Origin of the sequence: Enterobacter cloacae complex sp. IR5402 (assembly GCF_049238125.1) — a bacterium.
Lineage (GTDB): Bacteria > Pseudomonadota > Gammaproteobacteria > Enterobacterales > Enterobacteriaceae > Enterobacter > Enterobacter hormaechei_C.
On record NZ_JBMKHO010000013.1, the window covers coordinates 55,832 to 70,379 of the forward strand.

General features: G+C 55.7%; 15 protein-coding genes. 10 read left to right on the forward strand and 5 right to left on the reverse strand.

From position 1 onward, the window contains the following. Window positions 1-62: 62 nt before the first annotated feature. Window positions 63-899, forward strand: coding sequence for an HTH-type transcriptional activator RhaS (gene rhaS, locus ACOTXL_RS18625; protein ID WP_022652068.1), 837 nt, complete (start codon window positions 63-65; stop codon window positions 897-899). A gap of 73 nt (window positions 900-972) precedes the next feature. Beyond that, complete coding sequence (gene rhaR, locus ACOTXL_RS18630) at window positions 973-1,821, forward strand: HTH-type transcriptional activator RhaR (protein ID WP_045350732.1); 849 nt, start codon at window positions 973-975, stop codon at window positions 1,819-1,821. Here the strand turns inward: rhaR and rhaT are convergent, their stop codons facing one another. After that, entirely contained in the window at window positions 1,822-2,856 is a 1,035-nt protein-coding gene (gene rhaT, locus ACOTXL_RS18635; protein WP_003861997.1) for an L-rhamnose/proton symporter RhaT, read from the reverse strand. It abuts the gene before it with no gap. Window positions 2,857-3,144: 288 nt separating this feature from the next. Between rhaT and sodA the strand changes: the two genes are divergently transcribed. Further along, window positions 3,145-3,765: a superoxide dismutase [Mn] gene (sodA, locus tag ACOTXL_RS18640; RefSeq protein ID WP_003861999.1), complete on the forward strand. Its 621-nt coding sequence runs from the start codon at window positions 3,145-3,147 to the stop codon at window positions 3,763-3,765. Window positions 3,766-3,831: 66 nt separating this feature from the next. Beyond that, entirely contained in the window at window positions 3,832-4,506 is a 675-nt protein-coding gene (yiiM, locus tag ACOTXL_RS18645) for a 6-hydroxyaminopurine reductase (protein WP_045350733.1), read from the forward strand. Between the two features lie 52 nt (window positions 4,507-4,558). Here the strand turns inward: yiiM and cpxA are convergent, their stop codons facing one another. Beyond that, window positions 4,559-5,932, reverse strand: coding sequence for an envelope stress sensor histidine kinase CpxA (gene cpxA, locus ACOTXL_RS18650; RefSeq protein ID WP_045350734.1), 1,374 nt, complete (start codon window positions 5,930-5,932; stop codon window positions 4,559-4,561). Continuing rightward, window positions 5,929-6,627 carry an envelope stress response regulator transcription factor CpxR gene (gene cpxR / locus ACOTXL_RS18655; protein WP_003862004.1) on the reverse strand — a complete coding sequence of 233 codons (699 nt, stop codon included), beginning with the start codon at window positions 6,625-6,627 and terminating at the stop codon, window positions 5,929-5,931. Before cpxR ends, cpxA begins: the two co-directional genes overlap by 4 nt. Window positions 6,628-6,777: 150 nt before the next feature. Between cpxR and cpxP the strand changes: the two genes are divergently transcribed. From cpxP to ACOTXL_RS18685, 6 genes are all read left to right on the forward strand, one after another. Further along, window positions 6,778-7,284 carry a cell-envelope stress modulator CpxP gene (cpxP, locus tag ACOTXL_RS18660; RefSeq protein ID WP_003862006.1) on the forward strand — a complete coding sequence of 169 codons (507 nt, stop codon included), beginning with the start codon at window positions 6,778-6,780 and terminating at the stop codon, window positions 7,282-7,284. Between the two features lie 153 nt (window positions 7,285-7,437). Further along, complete coding sequence (gene fieF / locus ACOTXL_RS18665) at window positions 7,438-8,322, forward strand: CDF family cation-efflux transporter FieF (protein ID WP_022652064.1); 885 nt, start codon at window positions 7,438-7,440, stop codon at window positions 8,320-8,322. Window positions 8,323-8,506: 184 nt separating this feature from the next. After that, window positions 8,507-9,469: a 6-phosphofructokinase gene (pfkA, locus tag ACOTXL_RS18670; protein WP_003862009.1), complete on the forward strand. Its 963-nt coding sequence runs from the start codon at window positions 8,507-8,509 to the stop codon at window positions 9,467-9,469. A 231-nt stretch (window positions 9,470-9,700) separates the two neighbouring features. Next, entirely contained in the window at window positions 9,701-10,690 is a 990-nt protein-coding gene (locus tag ACOTXL_RS18675) for a sulfate ABC transporter substrate-binding protein (RefSeq protein ID WP_003862012.1), read from the forward strand. A gap of 111 nt (window positions 10,691-10,801) precedes the next feature. Further along, complete coding sequence (locus ACOTXL_RS18680; RefSeq protein ID WP_003862014.1) at window positions 10,802-11,545, forward strand: CDP-diacylglycerol diphosphatase; 744 nt, start codon at window positions 10,802-10,804, stop codon at window positions 11,543-11,545. Window positions 11,546-11,618: 73 nt separating this feature from the next. After that, entirely contained in the window at window positions 11,619-12,923 is a 1,305-nt protein-coding gene (locus ACOTXL_RS18685; protein WP_045350735.1) for an SLC13 family permease, read from the forward strand. Window positions 12,924-12,970: 47 nt separating this feature from the next. Here the strand turns inward: ACOTXL_RS18685 and tpiA are convergent, their stop codons facing one another. Both tpiA and ACOTXL_RS18695 read right to left on the reverse strand, forming a co-directional pair. Continuing rightward, complete coding sequence (gene tpiA / locus ACOTXL_RS18690) at window positions 12,971-13,738, reverse strand: triose-phosphate isomerase (RefSeq protein ID WP_003862019.1); 768 nt, start codon at window positions 13,736-13,738, stop codon at window positions 12,971-12,973. Window positions 13,739-13,849: 111 nt separating this feature from the next. Next, window positions 13,850-14,446 carry a DUF1454 family protein gene (locus ACOTXL_RS18695; protein WP_003862020.1) on the reverse strand — a complete coding sequence of 199 codons (597 nt, stop codon included), beginning with the start codon at window positions 14,444-14,446 and terminating at the stop codon, window positions 13,850-13,852. Between the last annotated feature and the right edge of the window lie 102 nt (window positions 14,447-14,548).

Here is a 14,548-nt window from a genome sequence, read left to right on the forward strand (position 1 = left end):
AAGGTGAGCGTGAAAGGCCTTAATTACTATTTTGAGAACTTTTCTCATTGGTGGGGGCCGTTATGACCGTACTGCACAGCGTCGATTTTTTTCCTACGGGGGCTTCGCCGGTCGCGATTGAGCCACGGCTGCCTCAGGCTGCGTTCCCGGAGCATCATCATGATTTTCATGAAATTGTGATTGTTGAGCACGGAACGGGCATCCACGTGTTTAACGGTCAGCCGTATACCATCAGCGGCGGTACGGTGTGCTTCGTGCGCGATCACGACAGGCACCTGTATGAACATACCGACAACCTGTGCCTGACCAATGTGCTCTATCGTTCTCCGGATGCGTTCCAGTTTCTTTCCGGGCTGAATCAGCTGTTGCCGCAGGAGAAGGACGGCCATTATCCGTCGCACTGGCGGGTGAATCAGTCCACGTTGCAGCAGGTGCGTCAGCTGGTGAGCCAGATGGAGCAGAGCGAGGATGGACAGGAGACGCACGCCATTGCTACCCGCGAGCTGCTGTTTATGCAGCTGCTGGTGCTGCTGCGGCGCAGCAGCCTGGTGGAAGGGCTGGAAAATAACGACGCGCGCCTGAATCAGCTGATGGCATGGCTGGAAGATCATTTCGCCGAAGATGTCTGCTGGGAAACGCTGGCGGATGACTTTTCGCTCTCGCTGCGCACGCTGCATCGTCAGCTCAAGCAGCATACCGGCCTGACGCCGCAGCGTTACCTTAACCGTCTGCGCCTGATCAAAGCGCGTCACCTTTTACGTCATACCGACGAAAGCGTCACCGATATCGCCTATCGCTGCGGTTTCGGCGACAGTAACCACTTTTCGACGCTGTTTCGCCGGGAGTTTAGCTGGTCGCCGCGCGATATTCGTCAGGGGAAAGACGCGTTGCTTCAGTAACGCGAGGGCAGTCACCGTTTTTTTGCTGCAAAAAGGCTAATAATGTCCGGTTATTCGCCGTAGAGGTTGTGGTGTGGCTGCTCAGCTCATTCTTCGCAAAGATGATTTTTTTGCCTCCGCGAGTCAGGCCGTCGCGGTGGCCGACCGCTACCCGCAAAACGTCTTTGCCGAGCACACCCACGAGTTTTGCGAGCTGGTGCTGGTGTGGCGGGGCAATGGCCTGCACGTCCTCAACGACCGTCCCTACCGCATCACGCGCGGAGACCTGTTCTACATCCGCGCTGAAGACAAACACTCCTACGCCTCGGTTAACGATCTGGTGTTGCAGAACGTCATCTATTGCCCCGACAGACTTAAACTGAATGTCGACTGGGCGGGCAATATCCCCGGTTTTCATGATGCCAGAGGCGAACCGCACTGGCGCTTAAGCAGCAACGGCATGGCTCAGGTGCGCCAGACGATTTCCCAGCTGGAGCAGGAGAGCCAGAAGAGCGATCCGGCGGCTAACCAGATGTCGGAGCTGCTTTTTGCCCAGCTGGTGATGACCCTGAAGCGCCATCGTTACGCTACGGATAATCCCTCTGCCACCATGCAGGAAGCGCTGCTGGATAAGCTCATCACCCGGCTTGCGGGCAGTCTGAACAAGAGTTTCGTGCTGGAAAAATTCTGCGAGCAGGAGCAGTGCAGCGAGCGCGCGCTGCGCCAGCAGTTCCGCACCCAGACGGGGATGACGGTAAACCACTATCTGCGCCAGCTGCGCATCTGCCACGCCCAGTACCTGTTACAGCATACGGAGCTGATGGTGAGTGAAGTGGCGATGCGCTGCGGCTTTGAGGACAGTAACTACTTTTCGGTGGTGTTTAACCGTGAGGTGGGGATGACGCCGGTTCAGTGGCGTCATCGCAGTCGAAAGGCAGCGTAATCAGTTCGCCATGCCGAGGCCGACGATATTGGCCGCAATGATAATCACCACGCAGCCCAGGCTCAGCACGCCAACCGGACGACGCCCGGCATTGTTCCACTCTTTCAGCACCAGCCCAACCAGCCCGCCGCACAGCACGTAGAAGCTCATGTGCAGCATCCAGCTCATGTAGTCATACTGCGCCGGAATACTGGCGTGACCCCAGGCGTAGAAGAAAAATTGCAGATACCACATCAGGCCGCCAAGGGCGGAGAGCAGGACGTTGGTGACGATCAGCGGTTTTGCCAGCGAGAAGTCGGCTTTTACCGACAGGTTGTTCACTTTTGCCAGACGAATAAAGCAGAAGCCGAGGTTTACCAGCGCGCCGCCGCCCATGATCACCACGTAGCTTGGCAGGGCAACGTACAGCGGATCGACGCCCAGCGCCGCAGCGGCGTCGTGCATCGGTTTGGCGGCATTCATGGCGAACGACATGCCCGCCGAGAAGATGCCGCACATCACCGCCAGCAGCAGCCCTTTCTTCAGGTTGAACTCTTCGGCTTTGATGCCCATCTTGCGTTCTTTCAGCTGGCCCGCGCGGGTGACGATGCCCACGCCGATCACCGCCACCAGCACGCCCAGCAGGGTCATTCGCCCTCCCTGGGTGTTGATCAGCACATCGAAGTTGCCGTTGAGGATTGGCGTCATCAGGGTGCCAACAATCAACGTTATGCCAATCGCGATGCCAATCCCCATCGACATGCCGAGGTAGCGCATGGTGAGGCCGTAGTTGATATTACCGATGCCCCACATCGCGCCGAACAGGAATACCGGCAGCAGGGTGGAGGCGTTGAAGGAGGAGAAGTAGCCCCAGAAATCGGGCAGCAGCATGGCGCTGATTGTCCACGGCAAAATCAGCCAGGACACGGTACCGCCAACGGACCACATGGTTTCCCATGACCAGCCTTTCACCTTTTTAAACGGGGCATAGAAACAGGCTGCACTGGCCGCGCCTATCAAATGCCAGAAGATACCCATCGTAATCGCATGATTCATTTTTACATCCTCATCGTTTTTATAGCCGGAGGCTTCCCGCCGACTTGATGAGTGTAAAAATGAGGCGGTTTGGGAACCTTCAGAAGGTTGCCGCACTTTTGTTCAGGATGGCAATCAGCACGTTAAACACGTGAGCAGACTCACAATTTTTTCATTTATCAAAAACCGAATAACCTTATAAAAACTACGGCATTGATAATCATTTTCAATATCATTTAATTAACTATAATGAACCAACTGCTTACGCGGCATTAACAGCTGTGCCGCCCGACAATAATGGAGAGGATTATGAGTTATACACTGCCATCCCTGCCGTATGCCTACGACGCACTGGAACCGCATTTCGACAAGCAGACGATGGAAATCCATCACACTAAACACCACCAGACCTACGTGAACAACGCGAATGCTGCGCTGGAAAGCCTGCCAGAGTTCGCTAATCTGCCTGTTGAAGAGCTGATCACCAAACTGGACCAGCTGCCGGCAGACAAGAAAACCGTGCTGCGCAACAACGCGGGCGGTCACGCTAACCACAGCCTGTTCTGGAAAGGCCTGAAAACCGGCACCACCCTTCAGGGCGACCTGAAAGCGGCTATCGAGCGTGACTTCGGTTCCGTTGACAACTTCAAAGCGGAATTCGAAAAAGCCGCTGCAACCCGTTTCGGCTCTGGCTGGGCGTGGCTGGTCCTGAAAGGTGACAAACTGGCGGTCGTTTCTACCGCTAACCAGGACTCCCCGCTGATGGGTGAAGCTATCTCTGGCGCATCCGGCTTCCCAATTCTGGGTCTGGACGTGTGGGAACACGCTTACTACCTGAAGTTCCAGAACCGTCGCCCTGACTACATCAAAGCCTTCTGGGATGTAGTGAACTGGGACGAAGCAGCAGCGCGTTTCGCCGCTAAAAAATAAGGTTGCATTGACGCCTGTGAGAAGCGAGTCTGATGGCTCGCTTTTTTTGTATCTGAAGGAGTGGAGATGCATTACCCGGTGAATGTGTTTACAGGCAAGGTAAGGGAGTACGAAGGCAGCCGCCCGAGTGCCATCGCCAAAGTGCAGGTCGACGGTGAGCTGACGTTGACCGATCTCGGGCTTGCGGGTGACCAGCAGGCTGAAAAGAAAATCCACGGCGGGCCCGATCGCGCGCTGTGCCATTATCCGCGCGAGCACTATCAGCACTGGAAAACCGAATTTCCTGAACAGGCTGACCTCTTCGCCGCCCCCGCGTTTGGCGAAAATCTCTCAACGGAGGGGTTGACGGAGAAGAACGTCTTTATCGGCGATATTTACCGCTGGGGCGATGCTTTGATTCAGGTCACCCAGCCGCGCTCACCGTGCTTTAAGCTTAATTACCATTTCGGCATTCAGGATATGTCGGCCCAGTTGCAAAACGCGGGTAAAACCGGCTGGCTGTATCGCGTTGTGCAGGCGGGACAGGTTTCGGCGGATGCGCCGCTTGAGCTGGCTTCGCGTTTGAGTGAGGTGTCGGTGTACGAGGCCTGCGCAATTGCCTGGCATATGCCGTTTGATGACGATCAGTATCACCGTCTGCTGTCAGCGGCGGGATTATCCACCAGCTGGACCAGAACGATGCAGAAGCGGCGGATAAGCGGCAAGATCGAGAGCAGTTCGCGGAGATTATGGGGGAAATAGTTCCCGCAGAAAGTAGGCCGGGTAAGGCGAAGCCGCCACCCGGCACATACTGTTACGAACGCTTATACAGCGGCAGCCACAGCGTTAACCTGAGCCCGCCCAGCGGGCTGTCATCGGCTTTCACCCAGCCACGGTGCTGTTGCATGGCGGTTTCAACAATCGCCAGACCCAGTCCCGTACCGCCAGATTCACGGTCGCGTGCCTCGTCGGTACGGTAGAACGGACGGAAAATCTGCTCGCGGTCTTCCGGGCTGACGCCAGGACCGTCGTCGTCGACAATGACGGTGATCCCGTCTTTATCCACCGAGAATGCCACCTCAATCTTCGTGTGCGAGTAGCGCAGGGCGTTACGCACGATATTTTCCAGCGCGCTTTCCAGCGCGTTGGGGTTACCGTACAGCGGCCATGGACCCGGCGGGAAGTTAACGGTGAAGGATTTGCCCATCTGCTCCGCTTCGAACGCCGCGTTATCCAGCACTTCATGCCACAGATGATTGGCTTTCACCGTTTCGCTCACCAGCGCGTTTTTCTGCTGATTGCGCGACATGACCAGCAGATCGTTGATCATGCTGTCCAGACGATGCGCTTCGGTTTCGATGCGCTCCAGCTCTTTGCTCTCACCGCTGCGGCGACGCAGCAGGGCGGTACCCAGCTGTAAGCGCGTGAGCGGGGTACGCAGTTCGTGCGAGATATCCGACAGCAGGCGCTGCTGGGCCGTCATCATGCGATCGAGCGCGCTCACCATCTGGTTAAAACTGGTCCCGGCGGCCAGGAACTCCTGCGGCCCGGATTCCAGCTCCGGATGCTGCCTCAGGTTGCCCTGCGCCACTTCGTCCGCCGCATTTTTCAGCTTACGCGCCGGTTTCGCCAGGCTCCACGCCAGCCATAACAGCAGCGGGGAACTGACCAGCATCGTGACAATCAACAGCAAAAGCGGACGGTCAAACAGCAGGTTGATGAAGTCGGACTGGGAACTGCTCGCAGGGCGAATCAGGTAGAGCTGATAATTGTCTTCCCCGTCCCGAACCGAGAAAGGACCAACCATCTCTACCCGACCATATTTCTTTTTCTGTGGGTGATCGGCGTTATCCGCCTGGCCAATAAAGTTGCGGATAATCTGCATTTCATTGCGATCGGCCCCAATCACGCGGCCTTCACTGGTGACCAGTAAAAGACGTTGTCCGGGGGGCGCCCACTTGTGGATAGCGCGAAACAACCTGCGCCACCACATTAAATCGTTCGGCGGATCGTTTGCCAGCTCCGCTTCCACGTGCTGCTCGATCATCACGCCCTGACGTTGCTCGCTGTCTAGTAGCTCCGTCATCTGGCGTGAGTCGAGTTTTGGCAACATCAAAACGAGCATTAAAACCAGTGCCAGCGTCAGCCAGAAGATGGCGAAGATGCGGGCGGTTAAGCTGCCTATCATGAAGCGGAAACCATCAGATAACCACGACCACGCAGGGTTTTGAACCAGGGATGACCGTCTTTACGCTCCGGCAGCTTACGGCGCAGGTTCGAGATATGCATGTCGATGGCGCGGTCAAACGGGGTGAGGCGTTTGCCCAGCACTTCCTGGCTTAAGTGTTCACGCGACACCACCTGGCCGAGATGCTGCGCCAGCAGATACAGCAGGGTGAACTCGGTGCCGGTTAGCTCCAGCGTTTCACCGTCGAAGCTCGCTTCCTGTCGGCCCGGGTTCAGGCTCAGGGAGTCCACTTCCAGCGTAGGTGAGCTGTTGTCGGTATTCTGCTGCTGCTCGCTCCAGTGAGAGCGGCGCAGGATCGCGCGAATACGGGCCACCAGTTCACGGTCGTTGAACGGCTTAGGTAAATAGTCATCCGCACCCAGCTCAAGGCCGAGTACGCGGTCAAGCTCGCTGCCGCGTGCGGTCAGCATAATGACGGGGGTCTGGTGTGTCTGGCGAAGCTCTTTCAACGTATCAATACCGTTTTTCTTCGGCATCATGACGTCGAGCAAAAGTAAATCGATGCTGTCGTCAAGGAGACTCAGCGCCTGCTCGCCATCATGGGCAACCAGGACGTTGAAACCTTCCATGTCGAGCAACTCCTTTAAAAGAGATGTGAGCTCTCGGTCATCATCAACTAACAGGATTTTATTCATTGTTTAAATACCTCCGAGGCAGAAATTACGACATCAAGGCTATCTAATCCATGACTTTACGTTGTTTTACACCCCCTGACGCATGTTTGCAGCCTGAATCGTAGACTGTCTCTCGTTGAATCGCGACACGAAAGATTTTGGGAGCAAGTGATGCGCAAAGTTACCGCTGCCGTCATGGCCTCAACGCTGGCCTTCAGTGCGTTTAGCCAGGCTGCTGTAGCTATCATCAGCGATAACGGTTCCTCAGCAGAGGGCGCAACGCAGCACAGCAGCCAAAGCCATATGTTTGACGGCATAAGTTTAACCGAACATCAGCGTCAACAGATGCGAGATCTGATGCAGAGGGCAAGACACGACCAGCCCCCTGTTAATGTTAGCGAAATGGAGACAATGCATCGCCTTGTCACCGCAGAAAATTTTGACGAAAGCGCTGTACGCGCTCAGGCCGAAAAAATGGCGCAGGAACAGGTTGCCCGCCAGGTAGAGATGGCGAAGGTTCGCAACCAGATGTTCCACCTGCTAACGCCCGAGCAGCAAGCGGTTTTGAATACCAAACATCAGCAACGTATGAACCAGTTGCGTGAGGTTGCACGGATGCAGCGAAGCTCAGATATGACGCTTTTCAGTAGCAATAGCAGTACCCGTAGTAACCAGTAAACCCTGTTTTCCTTGCCATAGACACCATCCCTGTCTTCCCCCACATGATGTGGGGGTTTTTTTTGCCCATCGTTCCGGTTTGTTAACGCTTTATTCATCCTTTCACTCCACCACCATCCGTTATACTAGCGCCATGGCATGACAGGAGTGTTTATGAATCAATCCTATGGACGGCTGGTAAGCCGGGCCGCAATAGCCGCGACGGTGATGGCGTCGTGTTTACTGATCATTAAAATTTTCGCGTGGTGGTACACCGGATCGGTCAGTATTCTGGCGGCGCTGGTGGACTCACTGGTGGATATTGCCGCCTCGCTGACCAACCTGCTGGTGGTGCGCTACTCGCTGCAACCGGCGGATGAAGAGCATACGTTTGGCCACGGCAAAGCGGAATCGCTGGCCGCGCTGGCACAAAGCATGTTTATTTCGGGCTCTGCGCTTTTCCTGTTTTTGACAGGCATTCAGCATCTTGTTTCGCCGTCACCAATGAACGATCCGGGCGTTGGCGTGGTCGTAACGGTAGTTGCACTTATAAGCACACTTGTTCTTGTAACGTTCCAGCGCTGGGTTGTACGCAAAACACAAAGCCAGGCTGTACGGGCCGATATGCTTCATTATCAGTCTGATGTTATGATGAATGGGGCTATTCTTATTGCGCTTGGTCTGGCCTGGTATGGCTGGCATCGGGCCGATGCGTTGTTTGCGTTAGGGATAGGGATCTATATTTTATACAGCGCCTTGCGGATGGGGTATGACGCGGTACAGTCGCTTCTTGACCGTGCGCTTCCGGATGCAGAACGTGATGAAATTTATGCCATCGTGACCAACTGGCCCGGCGTCAGTGGTGCTCACGATCTTCGTACGCGGCAGTCAGGGCCGACCCGCTTTATTCAGATTCATTTGGAAATGGAAGACAACCTGCCACTGGTTCAGGCGCATATGGTCGCTGAACAGGTGGAGCAGGCGATTTTGCAGCGTTTCCCTGGGTCAGACGTCATTATTCACCAGGACCCATGCTCTGTCGTACCCAGGGCGTTTTGAGCTTTCGTAATTCGTTGTAAAAAAGTGAGCCAGAGCAGCATTTTGTGGATAAATTACCACCATATGGCCTGACCTGAATCAATTCAGCTGGAAGGGATTGATATACTATTTGCAGTATTCGACGGTTGAACAGTTTCTTCCGGCAGCAGATTTCAATTTTGCATTCCTAAGTTCAGAGGTAGTCATGATTAAGAAAATCGGTGTGTTGACAAGCGGCGGTGATGCGCCGGGCATGAACGCGGCAATCCGTGGGGTTGTCCGTGCAGCGCTGACGGAAGGTCTGGAAGTTTTTGGTATCTATGACGGTTACCTGGGTCTGTATGAAGACCGCATGGTTCAGCTCGACCGCTACAGCGTGTCTGACATGATCAACCGTGGCGGTACTTTCCTCGGTTCTGCACGCTTCCCGGAATTCCGTGACGAACACATCCGTGAAGTGGCTATCGAAAACATGAAAAAACGGGGTCTGGATGCGCTGGTGGTTATCGGCGGCGACGGCTCCTACATGGGTGCAAAACGTCTGACTGAAATGGGCTTCCCGTGCATCGGCCTGCCTGGCACCATCGACAACGACATTAAAGGCACCGACTACACCATCGGTTACTTCACCGCGCTGGGTACCGTTGTGGAAGCGATTGACCGCCTGCGTGACACCTCTTCCTCTCACCAGCGTATTTCCATTGTTGAAGTGATGGGCCGTTACTGCGGTGACCTGACTCTGGCGGCGGCAATTGCCGGTGGCTGTGAGTTCGTGGTGGTGCCGGAAGTGGAATTCAGCCGTGAAGATCTGGTCGCTGAAATCAAAGCTGGTATCGCGAAAGGCAAAAAACATGCGATCGTTGCCATCACCGAGCACATCTGTGACGTTGACGAGCTGGCGAAGTACATCGAAACCGAAACCAAACGCGAAACCCGCGCGACCGTTCTGGGTCACATTCAGCGTGGCGGTTCCCCAGGCCCGTACGACCGTATCCTGGCGTCCCGCATGGGCGCGTACGCGATCGAGCTGCTGCTACAGGGCCACGGCGGCCGCTGCGTCGGTATCCAGAACGAGAAACTGGTTCACCATGACATCATCGACGCCATTGAAAACATGAAGCGTCCGTTCAAAGGTGACTGGCTGGACTGCGCGAAAAAACTGTACTGATTGGCTCTGTTGCCCGGTGGCGGCAAGGTAAATGCAAAACGGTAACCCTTGGGTTACCGTTTTTTATGGTTGCTCCCTCTCCTGTGGGAGAGGGTTGGGGTGAGGGCATCAGTCCGCTCATTCACTTTTTTTATTCCTCCACGTTATAGCCAATCTTTTTTTATTCTTTAATCATCGGTTAGCTTTCTGGCACGCTGCATTCATCAAAACACTACACAAGAGAGCTGGGCGATGAATAAATGGGGCGTGGGGTTAACATTATTGCTGGCATCAACCAGCGTTCTGGCAAAGGACATTCAGTTACTGAATGTGTCGTACGATCCGACGCGTGAACTGTACGACCAGTACAACAAAGCTTTCGCGGCGCACTGGAAACAGGAAACCGGCGATAACGTGGTGGTTCGCCAGTCTCACGGCGGTTCCGGTAAGCAGGCGACATCGGTGATCAACGGTATCGAAGCCGACGTGGTGACCCTGGCGCTGGCTTATGACGTGGATGCGATCGCGGAGCGTGGCCGTATCGACAAAAACTGGATCAAGCGCCTGCCGGACAACTCTGCGCCATACACCTCGACCATCGTCTTCCTGGTGCGCAAAGGCAACCCGAAACAGATTAAAGACTGGAACGACCTGATTAAGCCGGGCGTGTCTGTCATCACCCCGAACCCGAAAAGCTCCGGCGGCGCACGCTGGAACTACCTGGCGGCCTGGGGCTACGCGCTGCACCACAACAACGGCGATCAGGCCAAAGCACAGGACTTCGTCAAAGCACTGTTTAAAAACGTCGAAGTGCTGGACTCCGGCGCGCGCGGCGCAACCAACACCTTCGTCGAGCGCGGCATCGGCGACGTGCTGATCGCCTGGGAAAACGAAGCCCTGCTGGCGACCAACGAGCTGGGTAAAGACAAGTTCGAGATCGTCACCCCGAGCGAATCCATCCTCGCTGAGCCGACCGTCTCCGTCGTCGATAAGGTTGTTGATAAGAAGGGCACCAAAGCGGTGGCGGAAGCCTACCTGAAGTACCTCTACTCACCGGAAGGGCAGGAAATTGCGGCGAAAAACTTCTACCGCCCACGCGATGAGGCCGTCGCGAAGAAATACGAAAACGCCTTCCCGAAACTGAAGCTGTTTACTATCGATGATGTTTTTGGCGGCTGGACCAAAGCGCAGAAAGAGCACTTCTCTAACGGCGGCACCTTCGACCAGATCAGCAAGCGCTAAGCGTTTTACAAAGAACGACACGGTAACCCGGTGTGAGAAATCCGCCGGGTTTTTTATTTGGTCATCATTTTGCGTTACTCTTTTGCCTCTATTGAAAACAGGGAACGCGTTGTGAAAAAAATTATCTTACTGATTCTGATCGTTATCGCCCTTGCCGCAGGCGGCGTGTACTGGATGAAAGCGGGTAATCCGAATGCGTTGCGTCATATCGTTCTCGACCAGTGTGTGCCCAACCAGCTGCATAACCGTAACCCGGCACCGTGCGCGCAGGTGAAGCCAGATGCGGGCTACGTGGTGTTCAAAGACCGCAACGGACCGCTGCAATACCTGCTGATGCCCACGTACCGTATCAACGGCACCGAAAGCCCATTGCTGACAGAGCCGCAGACACCGAATTTCTTCTGGCTGGCATGGCAGTCTCGTCATTTTATGAGCATGAAACGAGGGGCCGACGTGCCTGACAGCGCCGTTTCGCTAACCATCAACTCCCCGACCGGGCGCACGCAAAACCATTTTCATATCCACATCTCCTGTCTGCGCCCAGACGTGCGCGAGAAGCTGAACGCGTCGCAGGGGCAAATCAGCACCCAGTGGTTACCGCTTCCGGGCGGGCTGGAAGGGCATGAATACCTTGCCCGTCGGGTGACGGAGAACGAACTGGTGCAGCGCAGCCCGTTTATGATGCTGGCGGAAGAGCTGCCAGAAGCGCGCGACCATATGGGACGCTTCGCGCTGGCGATGGCGCAGCAGTCAGACGGCTCGTTTGTATTGCTGGCGACAGAGCGTAATTTGCTTACCTTTAACCGCGCGTCAGCTGAGGAATTGCAGGATCATCAATGCGATATCCTGAAGTGACCCCACCATAAATAGCGTTTACTCGCCCTGCCTGTCGCCGTAGACTTGCTGAAAAATTCTACAGGAGACAGGTATGTCGCTCTGGTTAACGCATCCTCTGCTGCTTCCCTCGCTGATCGTCGGCGTCACCATCGTGCTGTGGGCGACGTCGCTGTTGCCCGAATTTATCACCGCGCTGTTGTTTTTCACGGCGGCGATGACCGCCAGAATCGCCCCGCCGGAAGTGATCTTCGGCGGCTTCGCCTCGTCTGCCTTCTGGCTGGTGTTCAGCGGCTTTGTGCTGGGTGTGGCGATTCGGAAAACCGGCCTGGCGGACAGGGCCGCCCGGGCGCTGTCGGCAAAGCTTACCGACTCCTGGGTGCTGATGGTGGCAAGCGTTGTGCTACTGAGCTATGCCCTGGCATTCGTGATGTCGTCGAACATGGGACGTATTGCGCTTCTGATGCCGATTGTCGCCGCGATGGCGAAGCGGGCCGGCATTCCTGATGGCTCGCGGGCCTGGTTTGGCCTGGCGCTGGCGGTCGGGTTTGGCACCTTCCAGCTCTCGGCCACTATTTTGCCCGCCAACGTGCCCAACCTGGTGATGAGCGGCGCGGCGGAAGGCTCATACGGCATCCACCTGAACTATGTTCCGTATCTGCTGCTGCACACCCCGGTGCTGGGTATTCTCAAAGGCCTGATTCTGATTGGCCTGATCTGCTGGCTGTTCCCCGGCAACCCGAAACCGGCGAAGGATCTCGCGCCATCGGAACCGATGGGGCGTGACGAAAAACGGCTCGCCTGGCTGCTGGCGGTGGTGTTGACGATGTGGGTGACGGAGAGCTGGCACGGCGTGGGCCCAGCGTGGACAGGGCTGGCGGCCTCAGTCGTCGTTATGCTGCCGCGTATAGGTTTTATCACCGGGGAGGAGTTCTCGGCGGGGGTGAATATGCGTACCTGTATTTACGTCGCGGGTATACTCGGGCTGGCCATTACGGTAACGCAGACCGGTATCGGTTCGACCGTAGGTGAAGCGTTGCTCCATATCATGCCGCTGGATGCAGATCGCCCGTTTACCAGCTTCCTGGCGCTGACGGGGATCACCACGGCGCTCAACTTCATTATGACCGCCAATGGCGTTCCGGCGCTGTACACCACGCTGGCGCAGAGCTTCTCCGACGCGACCGGCTTCCCGCTGCTGTCGGTGATCATGATTCAGGTGCTGGGGTATTCCACGCCGCTGCTGCCGTATCAGGCGTCGCCAATTGTGGTGGCGATGGGCTTAGGGAAAGTGCCTGCGAAGGCGGGGATGCTGCTCTGCCTGGCGCTGGCGATTGCGACGTATCTGGTGCTGCTGCCGCTGGATTATTTGTGGTTTAGCGTATTAGGACGTTTGTAGTGGTTTTGTAGGGCGGGTTAGCGAAGCGCCACCCGCCCCAAAGGCAATTACGCCTGCTTAGCCGCTTCTGCCGCTTTAACGATCACCGCGAAAGCGTCTGCTTTCAGGGATGCGCCGCCAACCAGCGCGCCATCGATGTCTGGCTGGGTGAACAGCTCAGCTGCGTTTGATGCGTTAACGGAACCGCCGTACTGGATGATGACCTGCTCCGCCACTTTCGCGTCTGCTTTTGCAATGTGGTCACGAATGAACTTGTGCACCGCCTGTGCCTGCGCTGGAGTTGCAGATTTGCCGGTACCGATCGCCCAGACTGGCTCGTAAGCGATAACCGCGCCTTCGAACGCTGCCGCGCCCTGGGTTTTCAGCACAGCGTCGATCTGACGTGCGCACACTTCTTCGGTTTTACCCGCTTCGTTTTCTGCTTCGGTTTCACCGATGCACAGAACCGGGATCAGACCCTGCTCTTTCAGCACAGCGAATTTCTTCGCGATGAACTCGTCAGATTCTTTGTGGTAGGTGCGACGCTCAGAGTGGCCGATGATGATGTATTTCGCGCCGATGTCTTTCAGCATTTCAGCGGAGGTTTCACCGGTAAACGCGCCAGACAGGTTAACGTCAACGTTCTGCGCGCCTAGAATGATGTGGCTGCCGTCAGCGGCACGTTTAGCCAGATCCAGGTACATATCCGGCGGAGCGATAGCAACCGCGCAGCCGGTCACGCCAGCCAGCTCTTTACGCAGGTTAGCAACCAGTTCGTTTACCATGTGGCGGCTGCCGTTCAGTTTCCAGTTACCCATCACTAAAGGATGTCGCATTTCAATTCTCCACGCTCAATAAGCGAATTAAGGAATATGGCCACCCTTAAGGGCAGCATGGTCTGTGAATCAGTATAGAGATTTTCCCTCGAAAGGCTTTGCTTTTTGTCATTAATTCGCCCCCTCGAGTGCGTCTGATAGGGCCAGCTTAATCGGTTCAACCGCGAAGGTCAGCCCCTTTTCGCCGTTATCTGCGACGACATAGCGAACGGCACCTTCCGTATCGGCGTAATAGCGTTTGTTTTTCCCCGCGGTAAGTAGTTTTTGCAGCTTTTGCTGGCTTTGTGCTTTCGTGAAGGTGGGGGTAAAGGCGCGCAGAATAGCGCTCATGTACTCCAGCGCTTTCGCTTTCGCCGCTTTCTGCTCTGGGCCCTGAATCGGCAGCCAGGTGATCTGCATGCTTTTGATTTTTAACGTTCCGCGCTCAAGGGCGGTAGAGGCATACAGATTCTCGTTAATTTTGCTGGCCGCGCGGGTCAGGGTCGGCGTATCGCGGGCGCTGTCAATCGCTCGGAACTCTCCCAACGGAAGTGAGGGGTTTTCTTTGTTGAAGGCTTCGCGGAACTGGCTGATAGATTGATCGAAAGAGGGAGCGCCCGCCAGAAGATAGGGGGCGGTGACCGGGGAAGCCGTTTCCGTGGCGTACAGGGAAAAACTGGCGCTCAGCATCGCTAAACACAAATAAAGAGAGTGTGCCGAACTTTTCATCAACATTGCCCCTGGCCGTCATTGCCCATGATTAAAACGATATCTGGTCGGCTTGTCAAAAGGTCACAACTCCAGGGTAAAATGCGGGCTAAACAATAATAA